Annotated in this window: 16 protein-coding genes and 1 pseudogene; 11 read left to right on the top strand and 6 right to left on the bottom strand. The window is 72.8% G+C overall.

Annotated elements, in window-relative coordinates; all coding sequences use genetic code 11:
* The first annotated feature begins 113 nt into the window (after positions 1-113).
* Complete coding sequence (locus tag ABZV93_RS03240) at positions 114-959, top strand: alpha/beta hydrolase (RefSeq protein ID WP_354929479.1); 846 nt, start codon at positions 114-116, stop codon at positions 957-959.
* Positions 956-2284, top strand: a complete 1329-nt coding sequence (locus ABZV93_RS03245) for an acyltransferase (protein WP_354929482.1) — start codon at positions 956-958, stop codon at positions 2282-2284. Before ABZV93_RS03240 ends, ABZV93_RS03245 begins: the two co-directional genes overlap by 4 nt.
* 17 nt (positions 2285-2301) lie before the next feature.
* Here the strand turns inward: ABZV93_RS03245 and fahA are convergent, their stop codons facing one another.
* On the bottom strand, positions 2302-3519 hold the full coding sequence (gene fahA, locus ABZV93_RS03250; RefSeq protein WP_354929485.1) for a fumarylacetoacetase: 1218 nt from the start codon (positions 3517-3519) through the stop codon (positions 2302-2304).
* Positions 3520-3523: 4 nt separating this feature from the next.
* Positions 3524-4408: a hypothetical protein gene (locus ABZV93_RS03255; protein ID WP_354929488.1), complete on the bottom strand. Its 885-nt coding sequence runs from the start codon at positions 4406-4408 to the stop codon at positions 3524-3526.
* Between the two features lie 121 nt (positions 4409-4529).
* Between ABZV93_RS03255 and ABZV93_RS03260 the strand changes: the two genes are divergently transcribed.
* Both ABZV93_RS03260 and ABZV93_RS03265 read left to right on the top strand, forming a co-directional pair.
* Positions 4530-6038, top strand: coding sequence for an MFS transporter (locus tag ABZV93_RS03260; RefSeq protein WP_354929491.1), 1509 nt, complete (start codon positions 4530-4532; stop codon positions 6036-6038).
* A gap of 92 nt (positions 6039-6130) precedes the next feature.
* Positions 6131-7333 (top strand): cupin domain-containing protein, encoded by a 1203-nt coding sequence (locus ABZV93_RS03265; RefSeq protein WP_354929494.1) that lies wholly within the window; start codon positions 6131-6133, stop codon positions 7331-7333.
* A 47-nt stretch (positions 7334-7380) separates the two neighbouring features.
* On the opposite strand, the gene ABZV93_RS03270 is transcribed toward ABZV93_RS03265, so the two are convergent.
* Complete coding sequence (locus ABZV93_RS03270) at positions 7381-8340, bottom strand: lysylphosphatidylglycerol synthase transmembrane domain-containing protein (protein ID WP_354929497.1); 960 nt, start codon at positions 8338-8340, stop codon at positions 7381-7383.
* 47 nt (positions 8341-8387) lie between these two features.
* Between ABZV93_RS03270 and ABZV93_RS03275 the strand changes: the two genes are divergently transcribed.
* Complete coding sequence (locus ABZV93_RS03275; protein ID WP_354929500.1) at positions 8388-10340, top strand: methyltransferase domain-containing protein; 1953 nt, start codon at positions 8388-8390, stop codon at positions 10338-10340.
* A gap of 51 nt (positions 10341-10391) precedes the next feature.
* On the opposite strand, the gene ABZV93_RS03280 is transcribed toward ABZV93_RS03275, so the two are convergent.
* Positions 10392-11225 carry an aldo/keto reductase gene (locus ABZV93_RS03280; RefSeq protein ID WP_354929503.1) on the bottom strand — a complete coding sequence of 278 codons (834 nt, stop codon included), beginning with the start codon at positions 11223-11225 and terminating at the stop codon, positions 10392-10394.
* 266 nt (positions 11226-11491) lie between these two features.
* Here ABZV93_RS03280 and ABZV93_RS03285 point away from each other — a divergent pair, with 266 nt between their 5' ends.
* The gene (locus ABZV93_RS03285; protein WP_354929506.1) at positions 11492-13354 is read left to right on the top strand and encodes a 5'-nucleotidase C-terminal domain-containing protein; all 1863 of its coding nucleotides are present in this window, start codon (positions 11492-11494) and stop codon (positions 13352-13354) included.
* An 84-nt stretch (positions 13355-13438) separates the two neighbouring features.
* Entirely contained in the window at positions 13439-13633 is a 195-nt protein-coding gene (locus ABZV93_RS03290) for a hypothetical protein (RefSeq protein WP_092654355.1), read from the top strand.
* A 71-nt stretch (positions 13634-13704) separates the two neighbouring features.
* On the opposite strand, the gene ABZV93_RS03295 is transcribed toward ABZV93_RS03290, so the two are convergent.
* Entirely contained in the window at positions 13705-15033 is a 1329-nt protein-coding gene (locus tag ABZV93_RS03295) for an aminotransferase class I/II-fold pyridoxal phosphate-dependent enzyme (RefSeq protein ID WP_354929510.1), read from the bottom strand.
* 124 nt (positions 15034-15157) lie between these two features.
* Between ABZV93_RS03295 and ABZV93_RS03300 the strand changes: the two genes are divergently transcribed.
* From ABZV93_RS03300 to ABZV93_RS03315, 4 genes and pseudogenes are all read left to right on the top strand, one after another.
* On the top strand, positions 15158-15874 hold the full coding sequence (locus ABZV93_RS03300; protein ID WP_354929513.1) for a GNAT family protein: 717 nt from the start codon (positions 15158-15160) through the stop codon (positions 15872-15874).
* A 30-nt stretch (positions 15875-15904) separates the two neighbouring features.
* Positions 15905-16549, top strand: a complete 645-nt coding sequence (locus tag ABZV93_RS03305; RefSeq protein ID WP_354929516.1) for an FMN-binding negative transcriptional regulator — start codon at positions 15905-15907, stop codon at positions 16547-16549.
* Between the two features lie 254 nt (positions 16550-16803).
* Positions 16804-16998 (top strand): hypothetical protein, encoded by a 195-nt coding sequence (locus tag ABZV93_RS03310; protein ID WP_354929519.1) that lies wholly within the window; start codon positions 16804-16806, stop codon positions 16996-16998.
* 203 nt (positions 16999-17201) lie between these two features.
* A pseudogene (locus ABZV93_RS03315) lies at positions 17202-17360 on the top strand (methyltransferase domain-containing protein); the annotation flags it as partial.
* Between the two features lie 326 nt (positions 17361-17686).
* Here the strand turns inward: ABZV93_RS03315 and ABZV93_RS03320 are convergent.
* Complete coding sequence (locus ABZV93_RS03320) at positions 17687-18592, bottom strand: helix-turn-helix domain-containing protein (RefSeq protein WP_354929522.1); 906 nt, start codon at positions 18590-18592, stop codon at positions 17687-17689.
* Positions 18593-18688: the final 96 nt, after the last annotated feature.

Genomic DNA, 18688 nt, shown 5'->3' on the forward strand with positions numbered 1-18688 from the left:
TAGGGCAGAGCTCAGGGTGGGGGCAACCCCACCTTGACGGTGCGGAAACTCCACCATCACAACGGGTATCTGCCGCATCGTGACCGGCGGCAACTCTTCGTAGCGTCACTGACGTGCGAACTCTGCTGCCTCCGCTGGTCGCCGCGACCGTCCTGCTGGGTTTCACCCCCGGGGCAGGTGCGGCCGCCGCCGCCGACCCACATGCGGCCCTGCCGCCGCTGCGCTACGCCGCCCGCACCGTCGACGGCCACGACTTCCTCGCCTACGACCAGCGCGGTGACGGCCGGGTCGTCGAGGTGCTCGGTGACCTTGCCACCGCCGACCAGGTGGCCGTCCTCATTCCCGGTGCCGGCCACCGTCTGGGCAACTACCTCAGCGACAGGGCCCGGCCCACGCCGCGCGGCGCGGGCGGGGCCCTGCTGGCCGAGCTGCGCCGGCAGTCGCCCGGCACCGGGTCGGCGGTGGTCGTCTGGCTCGGCTACGACGCCCCCGAAGGTGTCGACCTCGCCTCGGCCCGCTCCGAACGAGCCGAGGCCGGCGCGCGGGACCTGGTCCGGTTCGTCCGGCGGCTGGACCATCTGGTGTCCCCGGACACCCGGATCACTCTGGTCGGCCACAGCTACGGGTCGGTGGTGATCGGCAGGGCGGCGCCCGAGGTGGACGTCGACGACCTCGTGGTCGTGGGCAGCCCCGGGATGGACGCCGGCAGCCGGGCCGCCCTGCACACCGGCGCGCGGGTGTGGGCCGCGCGTGCGCCGGGCGACCCGATCCGGTTCGCGCCGCCGCTGCGGGTGGGTGGCTTCGGCCACGACGCGGACCCCACCGCTCCGGGCTTCGATGCCCGCACGTTCGCCGTCGGCACCGCTCGCGGGCACGCCGACTACTTCACTCGCGGAACCGAGTCGCTGGCCAACATCGCCCGCATCGTCCGCGGCCGTACGGACGAGGTGACCCGATGACCGCTGTGACGTCCACCCCGATCCCCGCTCCGATCTCCACCCAGGCTGCTGTGCACCGCGCCGGCCGCGGCCCGTGGCAGGCGTTCGTCCGGACCGTGGCCGCCCGTACGCCCGCGTCCCGTGACCGGGCACTGGACGCCTACCGCGCCCTCGCCACGCTCGGCGTGGTGACCGGCCACTGGCTGGTCGGTGCGCTGGTCGCCCAGCCCGACGGCACGCTGCGGATCGCCAGCCCGTTGCGCGACCTGGGCGCGCTGGCACCGGCCAGTTGGGTGCTGCAGATGCTGGGGCTGTTCTTCCTCGTCGGCGGGCACTCCGCCGTGTCGAGCCTGGCCCGGTCGGCCGAACGCGGCGAGCCGTACGCCACCTGGCTGCGCCGCCGGTTCGCCCGGCTCACCCGGCCGGTGCTCGCCGCCACCGCGCTGTCGGCCGGCTGCCTGGCCGTCCTCGGCGCTGTGGGCGTACCCGAGGGAACCCTGCGTACCTGGGTCGTCCTGCTGGTGCAGCCGTTCTGGTTCGTCGCGGTCTACGCGGTGCTGACGGTCCTCACCCGGTGCGCCGTGGCGGCCGACCGGCGGTGGGGCGGTTGGGCGGCGCTGCCGCTGCTGGGGGTCGTGGCGGCCGGTGACCTGGCGAGGTACGGCCCATGGAGCGACGCGATGCCCGGATGGATCGGGATGGTCAACCTGGTGCCGGGCTGGCTGTTTGCGTACCAGCTCGGCGTCTCCTGGGGCCGGGGGACGTTCTCGGCAGTGCCGCTCGGCAGCAAGGGTGCGTCGAAGAACCGGCTCGGGCGGCGGGCCGGGTGGCTCCTGCTGGTGGGCGGTGCGAGTCTGTTCGCCCTGCTGCTGTTGGTGTTCCACTACCCGGCCAGCATGGTCGGCGTGCCGGGTGCGGCCCGGTCCAACGCGCACCCCCCGTCGCTGCTGGTCCCCGCACTGGCCGCGTTCCAGTCCGGCGCGGCCCTGCTCCTGCACGGACCGGTCAGCCGGCTGATGCGCCGGCCCGGCCTGTGGGCGGGCGTCGCCGCGGTGAACCTGGCGGCGATGACCATCTTCTGCTGGCACCAGGTGCCGATACTGCTGGTGTCCCTCGTCGGCAAGACGGCGATCGGCGCGGTGCCGGGGTTGACCACCTCACCGGACCAGGTGTCGTGGGTGCTCGCCCGGCTGGCGTGGCTACCGGTGATGGCGGCGGTGCTGGTGGCGGTGGTCGCGGTGACGCGGAGGTTCGAGGCCCCGCTGGGCCTGCGGGCGCCGCTGGCGCGGGTGGGTGCGGCGGTGGTCACTGCCGCCGCCGTGGGCTTCTTCGTCACGCTGTACTGAGGCGTGGGCGGTGCGAACTACGGGGCGGCCGGCCGGACCTGTCCGGTGACCGCCCCGAAGCCGAGCCGTCCGCCGTCCGGCGCCGGAGCGGTGGCCCGGACGGTCACCACGTCCCCGTCCTCCAGAAACGCCCGGGTGGACCCGTCCGCCAGGGTGAGCGGCTTCGCGCCGCCCTCGGTCGCCTCCATCAGGCAGCCGTACTCGCCCTCGCCCGGTCCGGAGACCGTCCCGGAGGCGAGCAGGTCACCGGTGCGCAGCGTCGCGCCGTTGGAGGTGAGGTGGGCGAGCATCTGCGCGGGCGTCCAGTACATGTGGGCGTACCGGGGACGGGCGACCACCTGGTCGTTGATCGCCACCTCCAGGTCGAGGTCGAGGCCGAAGTCGTGCGTGCCGCGCAGGTAGGGCAGCGGTGCCGGCTCCTGGACCGGCGGCGCCACCGCGGCGGCGTCCAGCGCGGCCAGCGGGACCACCCACGGCGAGACGGACGTACGAAACGACTTGCCCAGGAACGGTCCCAGCGGCCGGGCCTCCCACGCCTGCAGGTCACGGGCCGACCAGTCGTTGACGAGGACCACGCCGAAGACGTACTCGCGTACCTCGTCCACACTCACCCGCCGCCCCGCGGCTGTGGGCGTCCCGACCACGAAACCCACCTCCGCCTCGAGGTCCAGCCGGGTCGAGGGGCCGAACGACGGGGCCGTCTCGCCCGGTGCCAGGTGCTGTCCGGAGGGGCGGGTCACCGGCGTGCCGGAGACCGCGACCGTGCCGGCCCGGCCGTGGTAGCCGATCGGCAGATGCCGCCAGTTGGGGGTCAGCGGCGGCTCGTTGGGGCGGAGCAGCCGGCCGAGGCGGGTGGCGTGGTGTTCGGAGGCGTAGAAGTCGACGTAGTCCGCGACCTCGAACGGCAGGTGGAGCCGCACCTGGTCCACCGGGAGGAGCTCGGGTTCGACCAGGGAGCGGAAGGCCTCGTCGGTCAGGCGTTCGGTCAGCCAGTGCCGAACGGCGTGCCAGGCCCGGGCGCCCAGCGCCATGAACGGGTTCAGCGACGAAGCGGTGAACACTCCGGCGAAGTCGGCGTACTCGCTGGCCGCGAGCGGGGCGAGGTCGAGAACGTGGTCGCCGACGGCCACGCCTACCCGCGGCTCCTCGTCGGGGAGTGAGAAGACGCCGTACGGCAGGTTGTGCACCGTGAACGGCGAACCCTCGGGCACGGGCACCCAACCCGTCGTGGCCACGAGGTCAATCCTGCAGGACGCGCAGTCGCAGCAGGTCGGCCAGAGGATCGGACACGCTGCACGACCCGAACGAGTTGAACCACCGCCGGGCCGAGGCCGCCGCCCGGTCGTCGAGTGCACGCACCCGGCCGGCGACGCGGTCGTCGTCCCGGTCGCCCAGCGCCTCGACCAGGGCGGGCTCGTCCGCGCCGTCCAGTGCGAGCCGGGTGGCGAGGACGACATTGAGGAACCCGTGGTGGTCCGCGCCACCGCCGGAGCCGCGGACCGCGCGACGCAGCCCGGCGGTGCACTTGAACGGGAGTTCCCGGTCCAGGCAGGCGAGAATCACCCGGGCCAGTGCCTCCTCGCCGGGGAACGCCTCGGCTGCCACCCCGCCGGTCCGGAGCTTCGCCCGGTGGCCGTACTCCGCCAGCGCGTCCAGGGCATCCAGCGCGCCGTCCCAGCTGCCGTCGTTGCGGGGCACCTCCACGGCCACGGCCACCTCGTCGGGGAGTTCGGCGGCGGCCAGCGCGCGGTCCATCCGGGCGACGTTGCGGGCCAGGTCCGGCTCGTCCCGCAGCGTCACCTCCACCGAGACCACCCGGGCCCGGTCGATGCGGCCGGCCCAGCGAAGGGCGGGTTCGATCGCCCCGGCGCCGCCGCCGACCACCAGGCCCAGCGGCAGCGGCTCCTCCGGCGGCGGCCCGTCGTCGAGCGCGGCGAGCAGCTCCGGCAGGGTGGCGTCCGGGCACAGGAACGGCCCGACCAGTCCGGCGTACCACTCCTCGCGACGGGTGAGATAGACGGCCAGCGCGGCGGCGAGCGGCTCGCTGGCGGGCGGGAACACCGCGGCGTCGTCGATCAGCCCGGCGCACAGAGCCGGGATGGTGCGGCTGCGCGGAGTAGTCATCCCCTCGCACTTTAGGGCATGTCCTGCTGGTCACGCGCCGGGTCGGGCGCGTGCCGAAGTGGGACGGCTGACTTGTGGAGGGGAAGCGGTCCGGCCGGGGACTTGCTGGTTTGATGTGCCCGTGACCACGAGCACGGCGCGAACCTCCGGCTGGCGTGGAGGCAGGACGCACCGCCTCTACAGCGTGGTCGTGTTCATCGTGCTTGCATCGGTCGACAACGTTGCGGCCGTCCTGGTGCCGCCGCTCTACAGCCCGATCGCCCGTGAGCTGGAGGTCCGGGAGAGCGCGGTGGGCCTGGTCACCGCGGTGAGCTTCCTCGTCGCCGCTGTCGCCGCCGTGGCCTGGGCGTACGCCGGCGACCGGACCCGCCGCAAGCCGATGCTGATGATCGGCACGCTGGTCTGGGCGGCCGGGACCAGCGGCACCGCGCTGGCCGGCAACTACGCGGCCTTCTTCGTCGCCCAGATGGTCGCCGCCGTCGGCCTCGGCGCGGTCGCCTCGGTCGGCTTCTCGGTGGTCAGCGACCTGATCGCGCCCAGACGCCGCGGCCTGGTGATGAGCTTCTGGGGCCTGTCGCAGGGTCTCGGCACCCTGGTGGGCACGCTGCTCGCCGGGGTGCTCGGAGCCGCGGACTGGCGCCGGCCGTTCCTGGTGCTCACCGTGATCGGGCTGGTCGCGGCGGTGGCGTACCTCTTCACGTACGACATCCGGCGCGGCCAGAGCGAGCCGGAGCTCGCGGCGATCTTCGCCGAGGGAGGCGACTACAGCCACCGGATCAGCCGGGCCGACGTGCCCGGCATCCTCGCCCGGCGGACCAACGTCTGGCTGGTGATGCAGGGCTTCACCGCGCAGTTCGTCTTCGGCTCGCTGGTGTGGCTGCCGCGGCTGTTCCAGGCCAAGGCGCAGGCGGCCGGGCACTCCGAGGAGATCTCCATCGTCATCGGCAGCCTGTTCGCCACGCTCTTCCAGCTCGGCGGCGTGCTCTCCATCGTAGGCGGCCTGGTCGGCGACCGGCTGCAGCGGCGCACCCCGCGCGGGCGGGCCATGGTCGCCGCGATCGGCATCCTCGGCGGCATCCCGTTCTACGTCGTGCTGTTCTTCCTGCCGCTGCGCCTCGACGTGCCCGACACCGCCGGTACGGGAACGGTCGTCGCGGCGGTCCTCGCCAGCGTGGTCACCGAGCCGACGGTGACGGTCAGCTTCGCGATGGCGTTGATCGCCCTCGCGCTGACGTCGGCCAACTCACCGAACTGGTTCGCGCTGCTGGCCGACGTCAACCCGCCCGAGCACCGCGGCACCGTCTACAGCGCGGGCAACCTCGTCAACGGCGTCGGGCGGGCGCTCGGCAACGGCCTGGTCGGGGTGAGCTTCCGGGCGCTGGCCGTGGGGTTCCCGCCGCCGCTGAACTACGCGGTCGGGCTGGCGGTGTTCCAGCTGTTCTTCGTACCCACCGGCGCGATGTACTGGCTGGCGTCGCGGACGTCCCCCCGTGACCTGGCGGAGGTACGCGAGACGCTGCGGGCCCGGGTCGCGGCCGAGACCGGCGGGGCGGCCGGAGCCGGAGGGGCCGCCGGCGCCGGTCGGACCCAGGACCTACCGGAGCAGTTCGGGCGAGACACCCGGGAGTGATCGGCCTAAGGTCGGGGCACAAACCAGTGGGAGAACGCCAGACTCACGCGCGCCACCAGCCGCGGCGGCACCCGGCCGGAAGGAGCCCGACGATGACGTACTACCGCAGGGTCGGCGAGGTCCCGCCCAAGCGGCACACGCAGTTCCGGCGCCCGGACGGCGGCCTCTACCGCGAGGAGCTGATGGGTGAGGAGGGCTTCACCTCCGACTCCTCGCTGCTCTACCACGCGGGAGTGCCGTCTGCGATCGTCGACTCCCAGGTGTGGGAGCTGCCCGACCTCGCCACCAGGGCCAACCACCCGCTGACGCCGCGGCACCTGAAGCTGCACGGGTTGTTCGCCGATCTGGACTGGAAGTCCCAGGACGCCGTCACCGGCCGCCGGCTGCTGCTCGGCAACGCCGACGTCCGGCTCTCCTACGTCTGGGCCGGTGAGGAGTCGCCCTACTACCGCAACGCCATCGGCGACGAGTGCGTGTACGTCGAGTCCGGCTCGGCGCGGGTGGAGACGGTGTTCGGCGTACTCGAGGCCGGGCAGGGCGACTACGTCCTGCTGCCGCGGGCGACCACGCACCGGTGGATCCCGACCGGTGACACCCCGCTGCAGGCGTACTGCATCGAGGCCAACTCCCACATCAGCCCGCCCAAGCGTTACCTGTCGCGGTACGGCCAGTTCCTGGAGCACTCGCCCTACTGCGAGCGCGACCTGCACGGACCCGACGAGCCGTACGTCCGCGAGGGCGAGGACGTCGAGGTGCTGGTGAAGCACCGCGGCCACGGGCCCACGGGCATCGTCGGCACCCGGATGGTCTACGCCACCCACCCGTTCGACGTGGTGGGCTGGGACGGCTGCCTATACCCCTACACGTTCAACGTCGCCGACTTCGAGCCGATCACCGGCCGGGTGCACCAGCCGCCGCCGGTGCACCAGGTCTTCGAGGGCACCAACTTCGTGGTCTGCAACTTCTGCCCCCGCAAGGTCGACTACCACCCGCTGGCGATCCCGGTGCCCTACTACCACTCCAACGTCGACAGCGACGAGGTGATGTTCTACTGCGGCGGCGACTACGAGGCGCGCAAGGGTGCGGGAATCGGTCTGGGGTCGATCTCCCTGCATCCCGGCGGGTACGCCCACGGGCCGCAGCCGAGTGCGATCGAGGCGGCGCTGGGTGCGGAGTACTTCGACGAGCTCGCGGTCATGGTCGACACGTTCCGCCCACTGGAGCTGGGCGAGGCCGGCATCGCCAGTGACGACGGGGTGTACGCCTGGACCTGGGCCGGTCGCCGCGGCACCTGAGGCACCCGCCGCTGCCAGGGTGGCGCCGACCCGGGGTGAGCCTCGGCTCAGCCGACGGGTTCGCGGGTCCGGTGCCGCGTCCCGCGCATCGACGTCACGCTCGCCCCGGCGAGGATGAGGTCGGAGGCGGTCAGCAGCACCCGGGACACGAGTGCGAGGACGAGCGCGTCGGCCGGCGCCAGGACGGGCGCGAGCGTCGCGACCAGGACCGCCTCGCGGACGCCGAGCCCGGCAGGGGTGACCACCACCAGGAACCCCACGCACCAGGCGAGTGCGAAGCCGCCCACCGCCAGCGGAACGGCCGCCACCGGATCGGCGCCGAGCGCGACGGCGAGGATCCACGCGTGCAGGCCGTTCAGCAGCCACTGGGCCATGCCGGTCAGCGCCACCAGCGCCGTCGTGCGTCCGGTGAGCGGGCGTTCCAGCGCCGGCCGCCGTACGAGCCTCAACAGGTTGGACAGCAGTGGGTTGAGGACCGGCGGGTGGGCCAGGGCGAGCAGGAGCGGCGTGAGCAGGAACGCCCAGCGGTAGGCCCCGGTCCGCGCGCCGGCCGCGAGTGGCAGCGTGCCGGTGGCCACCAGCAGGCCGGTGGCGAGACTGAACAACATCGTCAGCACGAACGCCGAGGCGGTCCGGCGCCGTGGAACGCCGTGGTCGCGGCCGAGCTCCATCTGCGCGAGCATCGGCCACACCGAACCCGGCAGGTGCTTGCCGAGCTGGCTGACGAACAGCACCCGCGCGGCCACCCGGGCCGGCAGCAGCGAGCCCAGCCCGGCGAGCAGGAGCCGCCACATCACCATCGCGCAGGACAGGGCGAGGATCGCCGGCACCAGCGCGGCGAGCACCAGCAGCGGTTGCAGCCTGGCCAGCGCCGAGGCCACCTCGCCCCACCGGGTGGCGACGGCGAGGACCCCGAAGGTCACCGCGACCACCGCGAAGCCGAGCCGCACCGGCCTGTTGCTGATCACCCGGAGTGCTGATCTGGTGACGACACGGAGCGAGAGCACGGTCGGAAGAGTACGCCCGCGCCAGCTCACTGTTAGTGTCGGTCCCCGTGCGGGTGGTGATGTTCGGGACGTACGACACGCGTAGTCACCCGCGTGTCGGCATCCTCGCCGAGGGGCTACGCCGGCACGGCGCCGAGATCGCCGAGTGCAACGCACCACTGGGCATCGACACCGCCGGCCGGGTGGAGATCCTCCGCCGGCCGTGGCTGGTGGTCTCCCTGGCCGCTCGCATCCTGAACTGCTGGCGCCGCCTGGTGGCGGGTGCCCGGGACCTGCCGCAACCGGACGTGGTGCTCGTGGGCTACCTCGGCCACTTCGACGTGCTGCTGGCCCGGGCGTTGTTCCGGCGTACGACGATCGTGCTCGACCATCTCGTCTTCGCCGCCGACACCGCTCGCGACCGCGGCGAGACCGGCGGCGTCAAGCTGGCCCTGCTCCGCGCCCTCGACGGGGCGGCGTTGTCCTGTGCGGACGTGATCGTCGTCGACACCGAGGAACACCGCGGACTGGTGCCGGAGCGCCGTCGCCACCGGGCGGTCGTGGTGCCCGTGGGAGTGGGGGAGGAGTGGTTCTCGGCGGCGGCTGCCCGGTCCCCCGGCGACCCTCGGCACGAGTTCGGTGCGGTGCTCGCTGCGGGCGCGCGCCGCGCGGACCCGCTGCGGGTCGTGTTCTTCGGCGCCTTCACCCCGCTGCAGGGCGCGCCGGTGATCGGCACCGCGATCGGGCTGCTGGCCAGCGAGCCGGTCGAGGTCACCATGATCGGTCACGGGCAGGACCTCGAACGCACCAGAGCGGCCGCGGCGGGCGACCCGCGGGTGCGCTGGCTGGACTGGGTGCCGCCGGCGGAGTTGCCGAACCTCGTCGCCGAGCACGACGTGTGCCTCGGCATCTTCGGCACCGGGCCCAAGGCCCTGCGGGTCGTTCCCAACAAGGTCTTCCAGGGCGCCGCCGCCGGTTGCGTGGTGGTGACGTCCGACACGGCGCCGCAGCGGCGGGCGTTCGGCGACGCTGTCGTGTACGTCCCGCCCGGGAGCGCGACGGCACTGGCGACGGCCCTGCGCAGGCTGCGGCGCGACCCGGAGAAGGTCGCCGCGTTGCGGGCGGCGGCCGGCCGGGCTGCCCGCGAGCACTTCGCGCCCGAAGAGGTCGTACGCCCGTTGCTCGACCGCCTGGTCGGTCCGGTTCCGGCGCCTGACCGCGTACACGCACCCGTTCCGCCGTCCGGCCGGCGTTCGTCCGGGCCTCCTTCTCTCGGGCTTCCTCCACTCGGGCCGAACGCCTGGCTGCGGTGGGATCTCGTCTCGCACCTGCTGCCGGCCGAGTCCACGTCCGAGTCGGAATCTCGTTCCGTACTGGAGGTCGGATGCGGCCAGGGCGGGTTCGGAACGCGGCTCGCCCAGCGGTACGACTACCTCGGCCTGGAGCCCGACCCGGACTCGTGTGCGGTCGCGCGGGCCCGGCTCGCGGGCGCAGGTGGCCGCGGCGAGGTCCGCAACGGTGACCTGTCGGCGCTGCGGAACGGCGAGGACTTCGACCTGGTGTGTGCGTTCGAGGTGCTCGAGCACCTCGAACACGACGAGAAGGCGCTGGCCGAGTGGGCCGGTCGGCTCCGGCCGGGCGGCTGGCTGCTGCTCAGTGCGCCGGCGTTCCAGCACCGCTTCGGCGACGCGGACGCCACGGCCGGGCACTTCCGCCGCTACGAGCCCGACGTCCTGGCGCGGATGCTGCGCGAGGTCGGCCTGGAAGACGTCGAGGTGCGGGTGTTCGGTGGCCCGCTCGGCTACCTCCTGGAGGCCGCCCGCAACCAGGCCGCCCGCCGCCGGCAGCGGCAGGATGCGTCGACCGTCGGATGGGTCGACGGGACCGGCCTCCTCCCGCAACCGCTGTCGCCGCTGCTCGGCGCGGTCACGGAGTACGCCACGCTGCCGTTCCGCCTGCTGGAGCGCGGCTATCCCGGGCACGGGCCGGGGCTGGTCGCCCGCGCCCGGCGCCCCGAGTAACCGGCCCACCGCGCGTCCCGGTTGCCCTCCGTTGGCTTCCGTCGCGGTCGTTCAGAGGACTTCGAGGGGGACCTTCTGTGTCGGTGGAGGGAAAACCTGGTCCAGTGCCGCCAGGACGTCCGGGGTGAGCCGGAGGTCGAGGGCGGCGCGGTTCTCCTCCACGTGTGCGGGCGTACCCGCCCGAGGAATCGCGACGACGTGGGGATGGCGCAGCACCCAGGCCAGCGCGAGCTGTGCCGAGGTGGTGCCGAGGTCGGCGGCGATCGCCGCCAGGTCGGGGTCGGCGAGCAGCCGGCCCTGTTCGACGGGGGAGTACGCCATCACCGGCAGGCCGGCCGCCTGTGCCCACGGCAGCAGGTCGTACTCCACCCCGCGCCTGGTGAGGTTGTACAGCACCTGGTCGGTGGTGACCGCGTCGCCACCTGGTAGCCCCATGAGCTCCGCCAGGTCCGCGGTGTCGAAGTTGCTCACGCCCCAGTAGCGGATCTTCCCGGCTGCGACCAACGTCTCGAACGCCTCCAGCGTCTCCGCCAGCGGCACGCGCCCGCGCCAGTGCAGGAGGTACAGGTCGAGGTGGTCGGTCCGGAGCCGGCGCAGGCTGGCCTCGCAGGCGCGCAGTGTGTCGCGACGGCGGCCGTGCTCGGGTAGCACCTTGCTCACCAGGAACACCTCGTCACGGCGCCCGGCGACCCCCTCGCCCACAAGTTCTTCCGCACCGCCGTCGGCGTACATCTCGGCTGTGTCGACCAGGGTCAGCCCGAGATCAAGGCCGTGCCGCAGTGTGGCGATCTCCTGCTCCCGCCGCGACAGGTCCTCCGCCCAGCCCCAGGTGCCCTGCCCGAGCGCGGGTACCTGCTCACCGGACGGCAGCCGGACCGTCCGCATGCCTTCTAGGGTCACTCCGCCGCTGGCCACAGGCCTGCTCCCTCCTCCGCGCCTTTCCGCCTTCAGCTCGACCAGGCTCGTCCCACCCGTCAAGCGTACGCCGGAGAACCTCCCGCACGTGCGCAGTTCGGCGCGCATTTCGTCCGGCTTGTCCGAACCTTCGCGTACGCTACGTTCGCCACTTCGGGACCCCGACGAAGACGGTCCCCGGTCGCCCGGCGGCCACACCCGTCAGCCCGCCGGCCGCACCCCGCGAAGGAGACCTCGTGCCCCAGACCACCCACGCAGAGCGCACTCTCGTCGGCCGACGCAGCGTGCTCACCGGCGGTGCCGCCGCCATCCTGGCCGCCGCCGGATTCCGGGCCACTCCCGCGTGGGCCGCCGGCGTGGACGCGGCCCGCCCGGCCGACGGCAGCCACCGGCTCACCGTGATGGGCACGACCGACCTGCACGGCAACGTCTTCAACTGGGACTACTTCGCCGACCGCGAGTTCGGCAGCGCCACCAACCCTGACGACATCGGTCTGGCCAAGGTGTCCAGCCTGGTCAACGCCGTACGCACCGAACGCGGCCGGGGCAACACTCTGCTGATCGACGCCGGCGACACCATCCAGGGCACGCCACTGGCCTACTACTACGCCCGGATCGAGCCGATCTCGAAGACCCGCGTCCATCCGATGGCCGCGGCGATGAACGCCATCGGGTACGACGCCGCGGCGCTCGGTAACCACGAGTTCAACTACGGCATCCCGCTGCTGCGCATGTTCGAGGACCAGCTCGACTTCCCGCTGCTCGGCGCCAACGCGCTGAACGCCCACAGCGGCCGCCCGGCGTTCCAGCCCTACGTCATCAAGCTGGTGCGCTTCCGCGGCATGCGCCCGGTGCGGGTGGGCATCCTCGGTCTGACCAACCCCGGCATCGCGATCTGGGACAAGGCCAACGTCGAGGGCCGGATGACGTTCCCCGGCCTGGTCGAGCAGGCGAAGGTCTGGGTGCCGAAGATGCGCCGGGCCGGTTGTGACGTCGTGATCGTGTCCGCGCACTCCGGTGCCGACACCTCCTCCTCCTACGGCGACGCCCTGCCCTGGCCGGAGAACGCCTCCACGCTGGTGGCCGAGCAGGTGCCCGGCATCGACGCCATCCTGGTCGGGCACGCCCACGTGGAGATCGCGGAGCGGTTCGTCACCAACAAGGAGACCGGCTCGCAGGTTGTCCTCACCGAGCCTTCCTACTGGGGTCGCCGGCTCAGCCTGATCGAGCTCGACCTGCGCTGGTCCGCCCGGAACGGCTGGTCGGTGGTGGGCCGCGGTTCGCAGGTGCTCAACTCCAACACCGTTCCCGAAGATCCCGAGATCGTGGCGCTGCTCAAGGCCGACCACGACGCCGTGGTCACCTACGTCAACTCGCCGATCGGCACGTCGAAGGTGGCGATGTCGGCGTCGACCGCGCGGTACGAGGACACCCCGGCGCTGGACTTCGTCAACTACGTCCAGGCCGACGCGGTCAAGAAGGCGCTGGCGGGGACGGCCGCGGCCGACCTGCCGGTGCTGTCCATCGCCGCGCCGTTCAACAAGGACGCGCAGATCCCAGCTGGTCAGGTCTCGGTGCGCGACGTCGCGGGCCTCTACATCTACGACAACACCCTGCTCGCGGTGCGCTTCACCGGCGCGCAGCTGAAGGCCTACCTCGAGCAGTCCGCGGTCTACTTCAGGCAGGTCGACGGCGTGGGTCCCTACGCCCCGGACGACGTGACGAACGCGCCGACGGAGAACGCCCCCAGGGGGACGCCGGACTACAACTACGACGTGGTTGCCGGCCTGGACGCGCCGTTGACGTACGACATCGACATCGCCAAGCCCGTGGGCCAGCGGATCACCGGGCTCAGCTACGCCGGCGCGCCGGTGGCCGACGACCAGGAGTTCGCACTCGCGGTCAACAACTACCGCCAGTCCGGCGGCGGCAACTTCCCGGGCGTGAGCACCGCGGAGGTGCTCTACAACGCCCAGGTGGAGATCCGGCAGTTGCTGATCGACTGGGTGACCGCCGCCGGAGAGATCGACCCGACGGTCTTCTTCTCCCGTGACTGGCAGCTGGTGGCCAACGGGACCCCGGTGATCATTCAGCCGTAACCGGGCGGAACCGCACGGGCTCTCCGGGAGATCCCAGGGTGATGCCGGAGAGCCCGCGGGCGGTCCGGGGCAGAGGATGGGCACATGTCGAACCGCACCAAGTACGTCATCGGCGGCGTTCTCGTCGCCCTCCTCGGTTGGTGGCTGCTGCCCAACTGGCTGGCTGCCCTGCTGATCGTCGCGGTGGTCGCCGCACCGGTCGTCGGATACCTCATGCTGGACGACTCCCAGCGGCGCCGGCTGCACCGGCTGCGCAACCGGGGCCAGCTGCACCGCTGACCTTCCGGCGTACGTGACGGACGGCGTACGGCTGAACGGCCGTACGCCTGCTGCCTCCTGGACGGCTGACGTCAGACGGCATACGCCCCGCGGGCGGGCCGGGTGGCCGCGGCGATCGCGTCGGCCAACCGGTCGGCGTCCTCGACCGGCAGCCCGGCGACGGTGATCCGGACGCCGGGCGCACTCCGCACCCGGTAGGCCGCGCCGGGGGCCACCACCCACCCCTCCTCCAGCAGCCGCGCGCACACGCCCGTCTCGTCACCGACGGGAACCCACACGTTGAGGCCCGAGCGGCCGTGCGCTGCCACCCCGCGCCGGGCGAGCGCGGCGACCAGGGCGTCTCTGCGTTCGTCGTAGAGCAGACCGGTCCGCGCCACTTGTTCGGCGACCGACTCGTCCTCCCACAAGGCGACGACGATGTTCTGCAGGATCCTCGACACCCATCGCGTCACCACCGCCTGCCGGCCCTCGACCCGGCCGATCGTCTCGCTGTCCCCGGCGAGGACGGCACAGCGCAGGTCCGGTCCGTACGGCTTGGAGACCGACCGCACCAGCGCCCAGTGCGTCGTCGCGCCGGCCAGGGTCCGAAGCGGCTCGGCGGCGAGTTCGGCGGCGTGGTCGTCCTCGACGACCAGCACCTCCCGGTGCCGGTCGAGGATCCCGCGCAACTGCGCCGCTCTGTGCTTGCTCACCTGGGAGCCGTACGGGTTCTGCGCCCGGCTGGTCACGACCAGCGCCCGGGCGCCCCGCCGCAGCGCCTGCTCCACGGCCTCGGCGTCGGGACCGTCGTCGTCGACCGGCACGGGCGCGACCGGCAACCCCATCGCGGCCAGCAGGTCGAACAGGTTCGCCCACCCGGGGTCCTCCACGGCCACCAGGTCGCCGGGGGACAGGTGAGCGTCGAGGACGCGTTCGACCCCGGCCAGGCAGCCACTGGTGACGGTGAGGTCGTCGGCCGGCACCCCGTCCGCCACCAGTCGGCGCCGGGCCGACTCGGCGAGGTCGGGCAGGACGCCGGACCCGGCGCCGTAGGTCACCGGGCCGGACGGGATCCGCCGCAGAGGCGCGCGCAGCGACGGGAGCAGCGCCGGATCGGGCCCGCCGACGGAGAGGTCCCGCGCGCCCGGTGGAACCGGGAGCCGGGTACGGGATCGGCTGGCGACGGTGGGCACCGGACGGACGCGCGTACCCCGCCGGCCGTCGGTCTCGATGACGCCCCGCTGGCGCAGCGCGCGGTAGGCGGCCGCGACCGTGCCCGGGCTCACGTCCAGGTTCTGCGCCAGCGCGCGGACGGCGGGCAGCTTCGTGCCCGGGCTCAGGTCGCCGGAGCGGACCCCGGACTCCACACTGGCGGCAATTGCGCTCGACGTCGCGCCGACGATGCAATATCGTGAGGACACAATCGACAGTTTGTACTAAAACAAATCTGCCGGCAAGCGCCGCGCTCGGGAAACGCGTCCTGCGAGGGGCGGACGGCCGACGGCAGACAGTACGAACCTGACACGTCCCACGGGAGACCCCGCGATGGCCGAGACCTCCGCCGCCGAAGCCGGCACCGCCGAACCCGCCGCCGCCCAAGCCGCCGCACCCGCCGCACGCGCCGCACCCGCCCCGGCGGACCGGTGGTTCGAGGCCCCCGTGCTGGCCGGCGACCACGTACGGCTGGAGCCCATGTCCCTCGCCCACGCCGAGGGGCTCGCGGCCGCCGCCGACGACGAGGTGTTCGAGCACCTGCGGATCAGCCGGGTGCCGAGGACCCGCGAGGAGGGTGAGGCGTTCGTACGATCCGTCCTCGCCCAGCGGGACAAGCGCGTGCTCCTTCCCTGGACCCAGCTCGACGCGGTGACCGGTGAGGTGGCGGGCACCACGTCGTACTACGAGATCGATCCCACCCTGCGCACGGTCGCCATCGGCCACACCTGGCTCGGCCGGCGCTGGTGGCGTACCGGCGTCAACACCGAGGCGAAGCTGCTGCTGCTCCGCCTGGCGTTCGACGACCTCGGGGCGGTGCGGGTGGTGTGGCACACCGACATCCGTAACGAGCGATCCCAGGCGGCGATCGCCCGGCTCGGCGCCCAGCGAGAAGGCGTGCTGCGCAAGCACAGGTTGCGCCGGGACGGCAGCTGGCGCGACACCGTGCAGTTCGCGATGACCGACGACGACTGGCCGCGGGTACGCGACCGGCTGTCCGCCCGGCTGCGCCCCTCGGCGTTCCCGGCCGACACCCCCGCGACCACCTGACCGCGGCCGAACACCCGGAGGTACCCCGCAATGCTGATCCACCCGTGGGACGAGGCCGGCGAGGACGAATGGCGCGGGTTCCTGGCCGAGCACGACTTCGGCCAGCTGGTCGCCGGTGGCCGCAACCGTGACCTGCCCGTGGTCGTACCCACCCACTTCGTCTTCGACGGCGACCGGACGGTGTGGCTGCACCTGGCCCGGCCCAACCCGGTGTGGGCGCCGCTGGCCGAACACCCGCGCGCGCTCCTCACCGTGGTCGACGACTACGTGTACGCGCCGGCGCGCTGGCAGGCCCCGCCGGGGACACCGGCCGAACACGGCGTGCCCACGTCGTTCTACGCCTCGGTCCAGCTGGCCTGCGACGCACGGGTCGTTGACGACCCGGACGAGAAGGCGACCGTCCTCAACCGGCAGCTGGACCACTTCGAGCCCGGGTCCGGCCGCGTGCCCGTCCCCACCGAGGCCGACCGGCGGCTGCTGCCGGGGCTGCGGGTGCTGGAGCTCACCGTCACCGGGGTGCGCGCGAAGTTCAAGTACGCGGGGAACAAACAGGCCGAGCACCGCCAGGAGATCGCCGCCGGGCTGGCTGAGCGCGCCGGGCACTCGGACGACCGGGCCAGGGCACACCTGCTGCGCCGGCTGGAGCAGTCCGCCGGCCCGGCCGCCGTTCAGTAGTAGAAGCCCCCACAGTCTGTGGATGTCCGGCATCCGGTTTTCGCCCGGCATCGCACTGGCCGCGCGGTTTCGCCCTGACGGTGGGAGCGCCGGGTGCGATCACGGCTGACCCCGGGGCCGCTCCCGACGTGGGACGGTCGCCGGTCCGGCCGGGACTGGCGGACAATGACTGTGGCAGGAACACTGTGCTGCAGCCGGTGGCCACGGTCCGCGTCGTGGCCGGGGTGGGCGGACAACGGGGCGAAGGGAACGAGATGTCGAATCGCGCGTGGTGGATCATCGGGGGAGTGGGCGTCGCCTTCGTGGCCTGGATGCTGCTGCCCTGGTGGGCGACGCTCCTGATCGTGCTGGCCGTGGTCGGGGCCCCGGTCGCCGGTTACCTCATGCTCGACCCGTCGCAGCGACGGCGGCTGGCCCGCATCCGGGAGCGCCGGCAGCTGGGCCGGTGACGGCCCGCCGCGGAGCAGAATCCCCGCCCGCTCCTTCGGCGGGGTTCCTCACCGGCTACCCGGGCGACCTGGCCGAGTGGGAACGCGACGACCGGCTGGTGGCGCGTGGCTTCAGCCATCCCTGGCGTTCGCAGGTCGGCGCGGGCAACGGCGAGACGTTCTTCGACGCGCTCGTGCACGCCCACCTTCGTCCGGACGCGACGGTGCTGGACGTGGGCTGCGGCCACGGCGCGTACAGCTGTCGTCTTGCCGCCGGTGCCCGGCACGTCGTCGGTGTCGACCGCGACCCGGGAGTCGTGGAGTTGGCCGGCGAGCTCGCCGCCGAACGCGGTGTCGGCAACGTGGAGTTCCGAACGCTCGCCGCGCGAGACTACGCGACTGTTCGCTCCTGGGTGACTCGTGCGTTGGCCGAACCAGAGGGCGCAGTTGCCTCGACGGCTTACTCGAAGGCGGACGTGGAGCTCATCGGCTGCTGGTGGCTGGACGTCGCCGAACGCTTCGACGACGCCGAGCAGCTGTATCGCAAGCTGGTAGGGGATTCCGGTGTCCCGTACGTACGTCGAAGTCAAGCAGCCGTTGACATCGCTGCTGGCCGACCACGGCGGGTCGGTCGACCTACGGCACTGCCGGCTGGTGTGGGAGGTGGGGTTCGGCCCGCGGTGACATCGCGGCGGCTACGGGATCCCTGTCAACGACCCGTTGACAACCGGGGCGGGCGGGCCGACGGCGATCGCGGCCAGGCCACGTCGTCCACCGCGAGGAACGGCTCACCGACCACGGTGCCCGGCGTCTCTCCGCTCAAGGCGACGACGTCACGGTGCAGGTGGGACTGGTCGGCGTAGCCACCGCCGGCCGCGACGTCGGCCACTCCCTCACCCGCGACCAGACGGTGGACGGCATGGTCGAAACGAACCAGCTTCGCGGCGAGCTTCGGTCGCAGACCGACCTGCGAGCGGAACCGTGCCCACAGCCGCTTGCGGCTCCAGCCGACTTCGGCGGCCAGGTCCTCGACCCGGACCAGACCGCGGCCGGCGACGATTCTGCGCCAGGCCCAGGCTACTTCCGGGTCCATCGACGATCCCGCGGCCGACCCCGCCCGGAGCCGGTGGGTGAGCAGCGCGTCCGCCACCGCGAAGCGAGCCTCCCACGAGGAGACCTGGCTCAGTCGTTCGCGGATCCGCTCCACCTCCTGGCCCCACACGTCCTCCAGAGCCACCACCGTCCCCTCCAGGTCTGCGGGGGACACACCCAGAACCGCCCGGGCGATCAGCGGGGACAGGCGTACCTGGACGCACTCGACGTTCTCCCCGCGTGCCAGCACCACACCACCGAACCCGAATCCGAGCCCGGCCACGAGACTCCCTCGTTGGCGCCCGGTGGTGCCGTCCACGACCGGCCGACCGGCACCGAAGTCCAGCACCAGGGTGAGGCCGGGGTGCGGGATCATCCGGACCGGCATCGCCATGCTGGGCACACCGAAGCCCGCCATGGTGACCCCGGGCAGCCGGCTGGGCCGCCTCGGAGACGCGACGTCCCACGCGGCGACGGCGTGCCGCGCGGCCACGGCGCCGCGCCCGCGCACGGTGGACCGCATGGCCACATGCTAGGACCGGTTGCCGCGGATCGGGCCGCGACCGAGGAGCCGCCGCAGGAACATTCGTTCAATCCGCCGGTGCGTTCCGGCGGCGAC

Source organism: Actinopolymorpha sp. NPDC004070 (genome assembly GCF_040610475.1).
GTDB lineage: Bacteria > Actinomycetota > Actinomycetes > Propionibacteriales > Actinopolymorphaceae > Actinopolymorpha.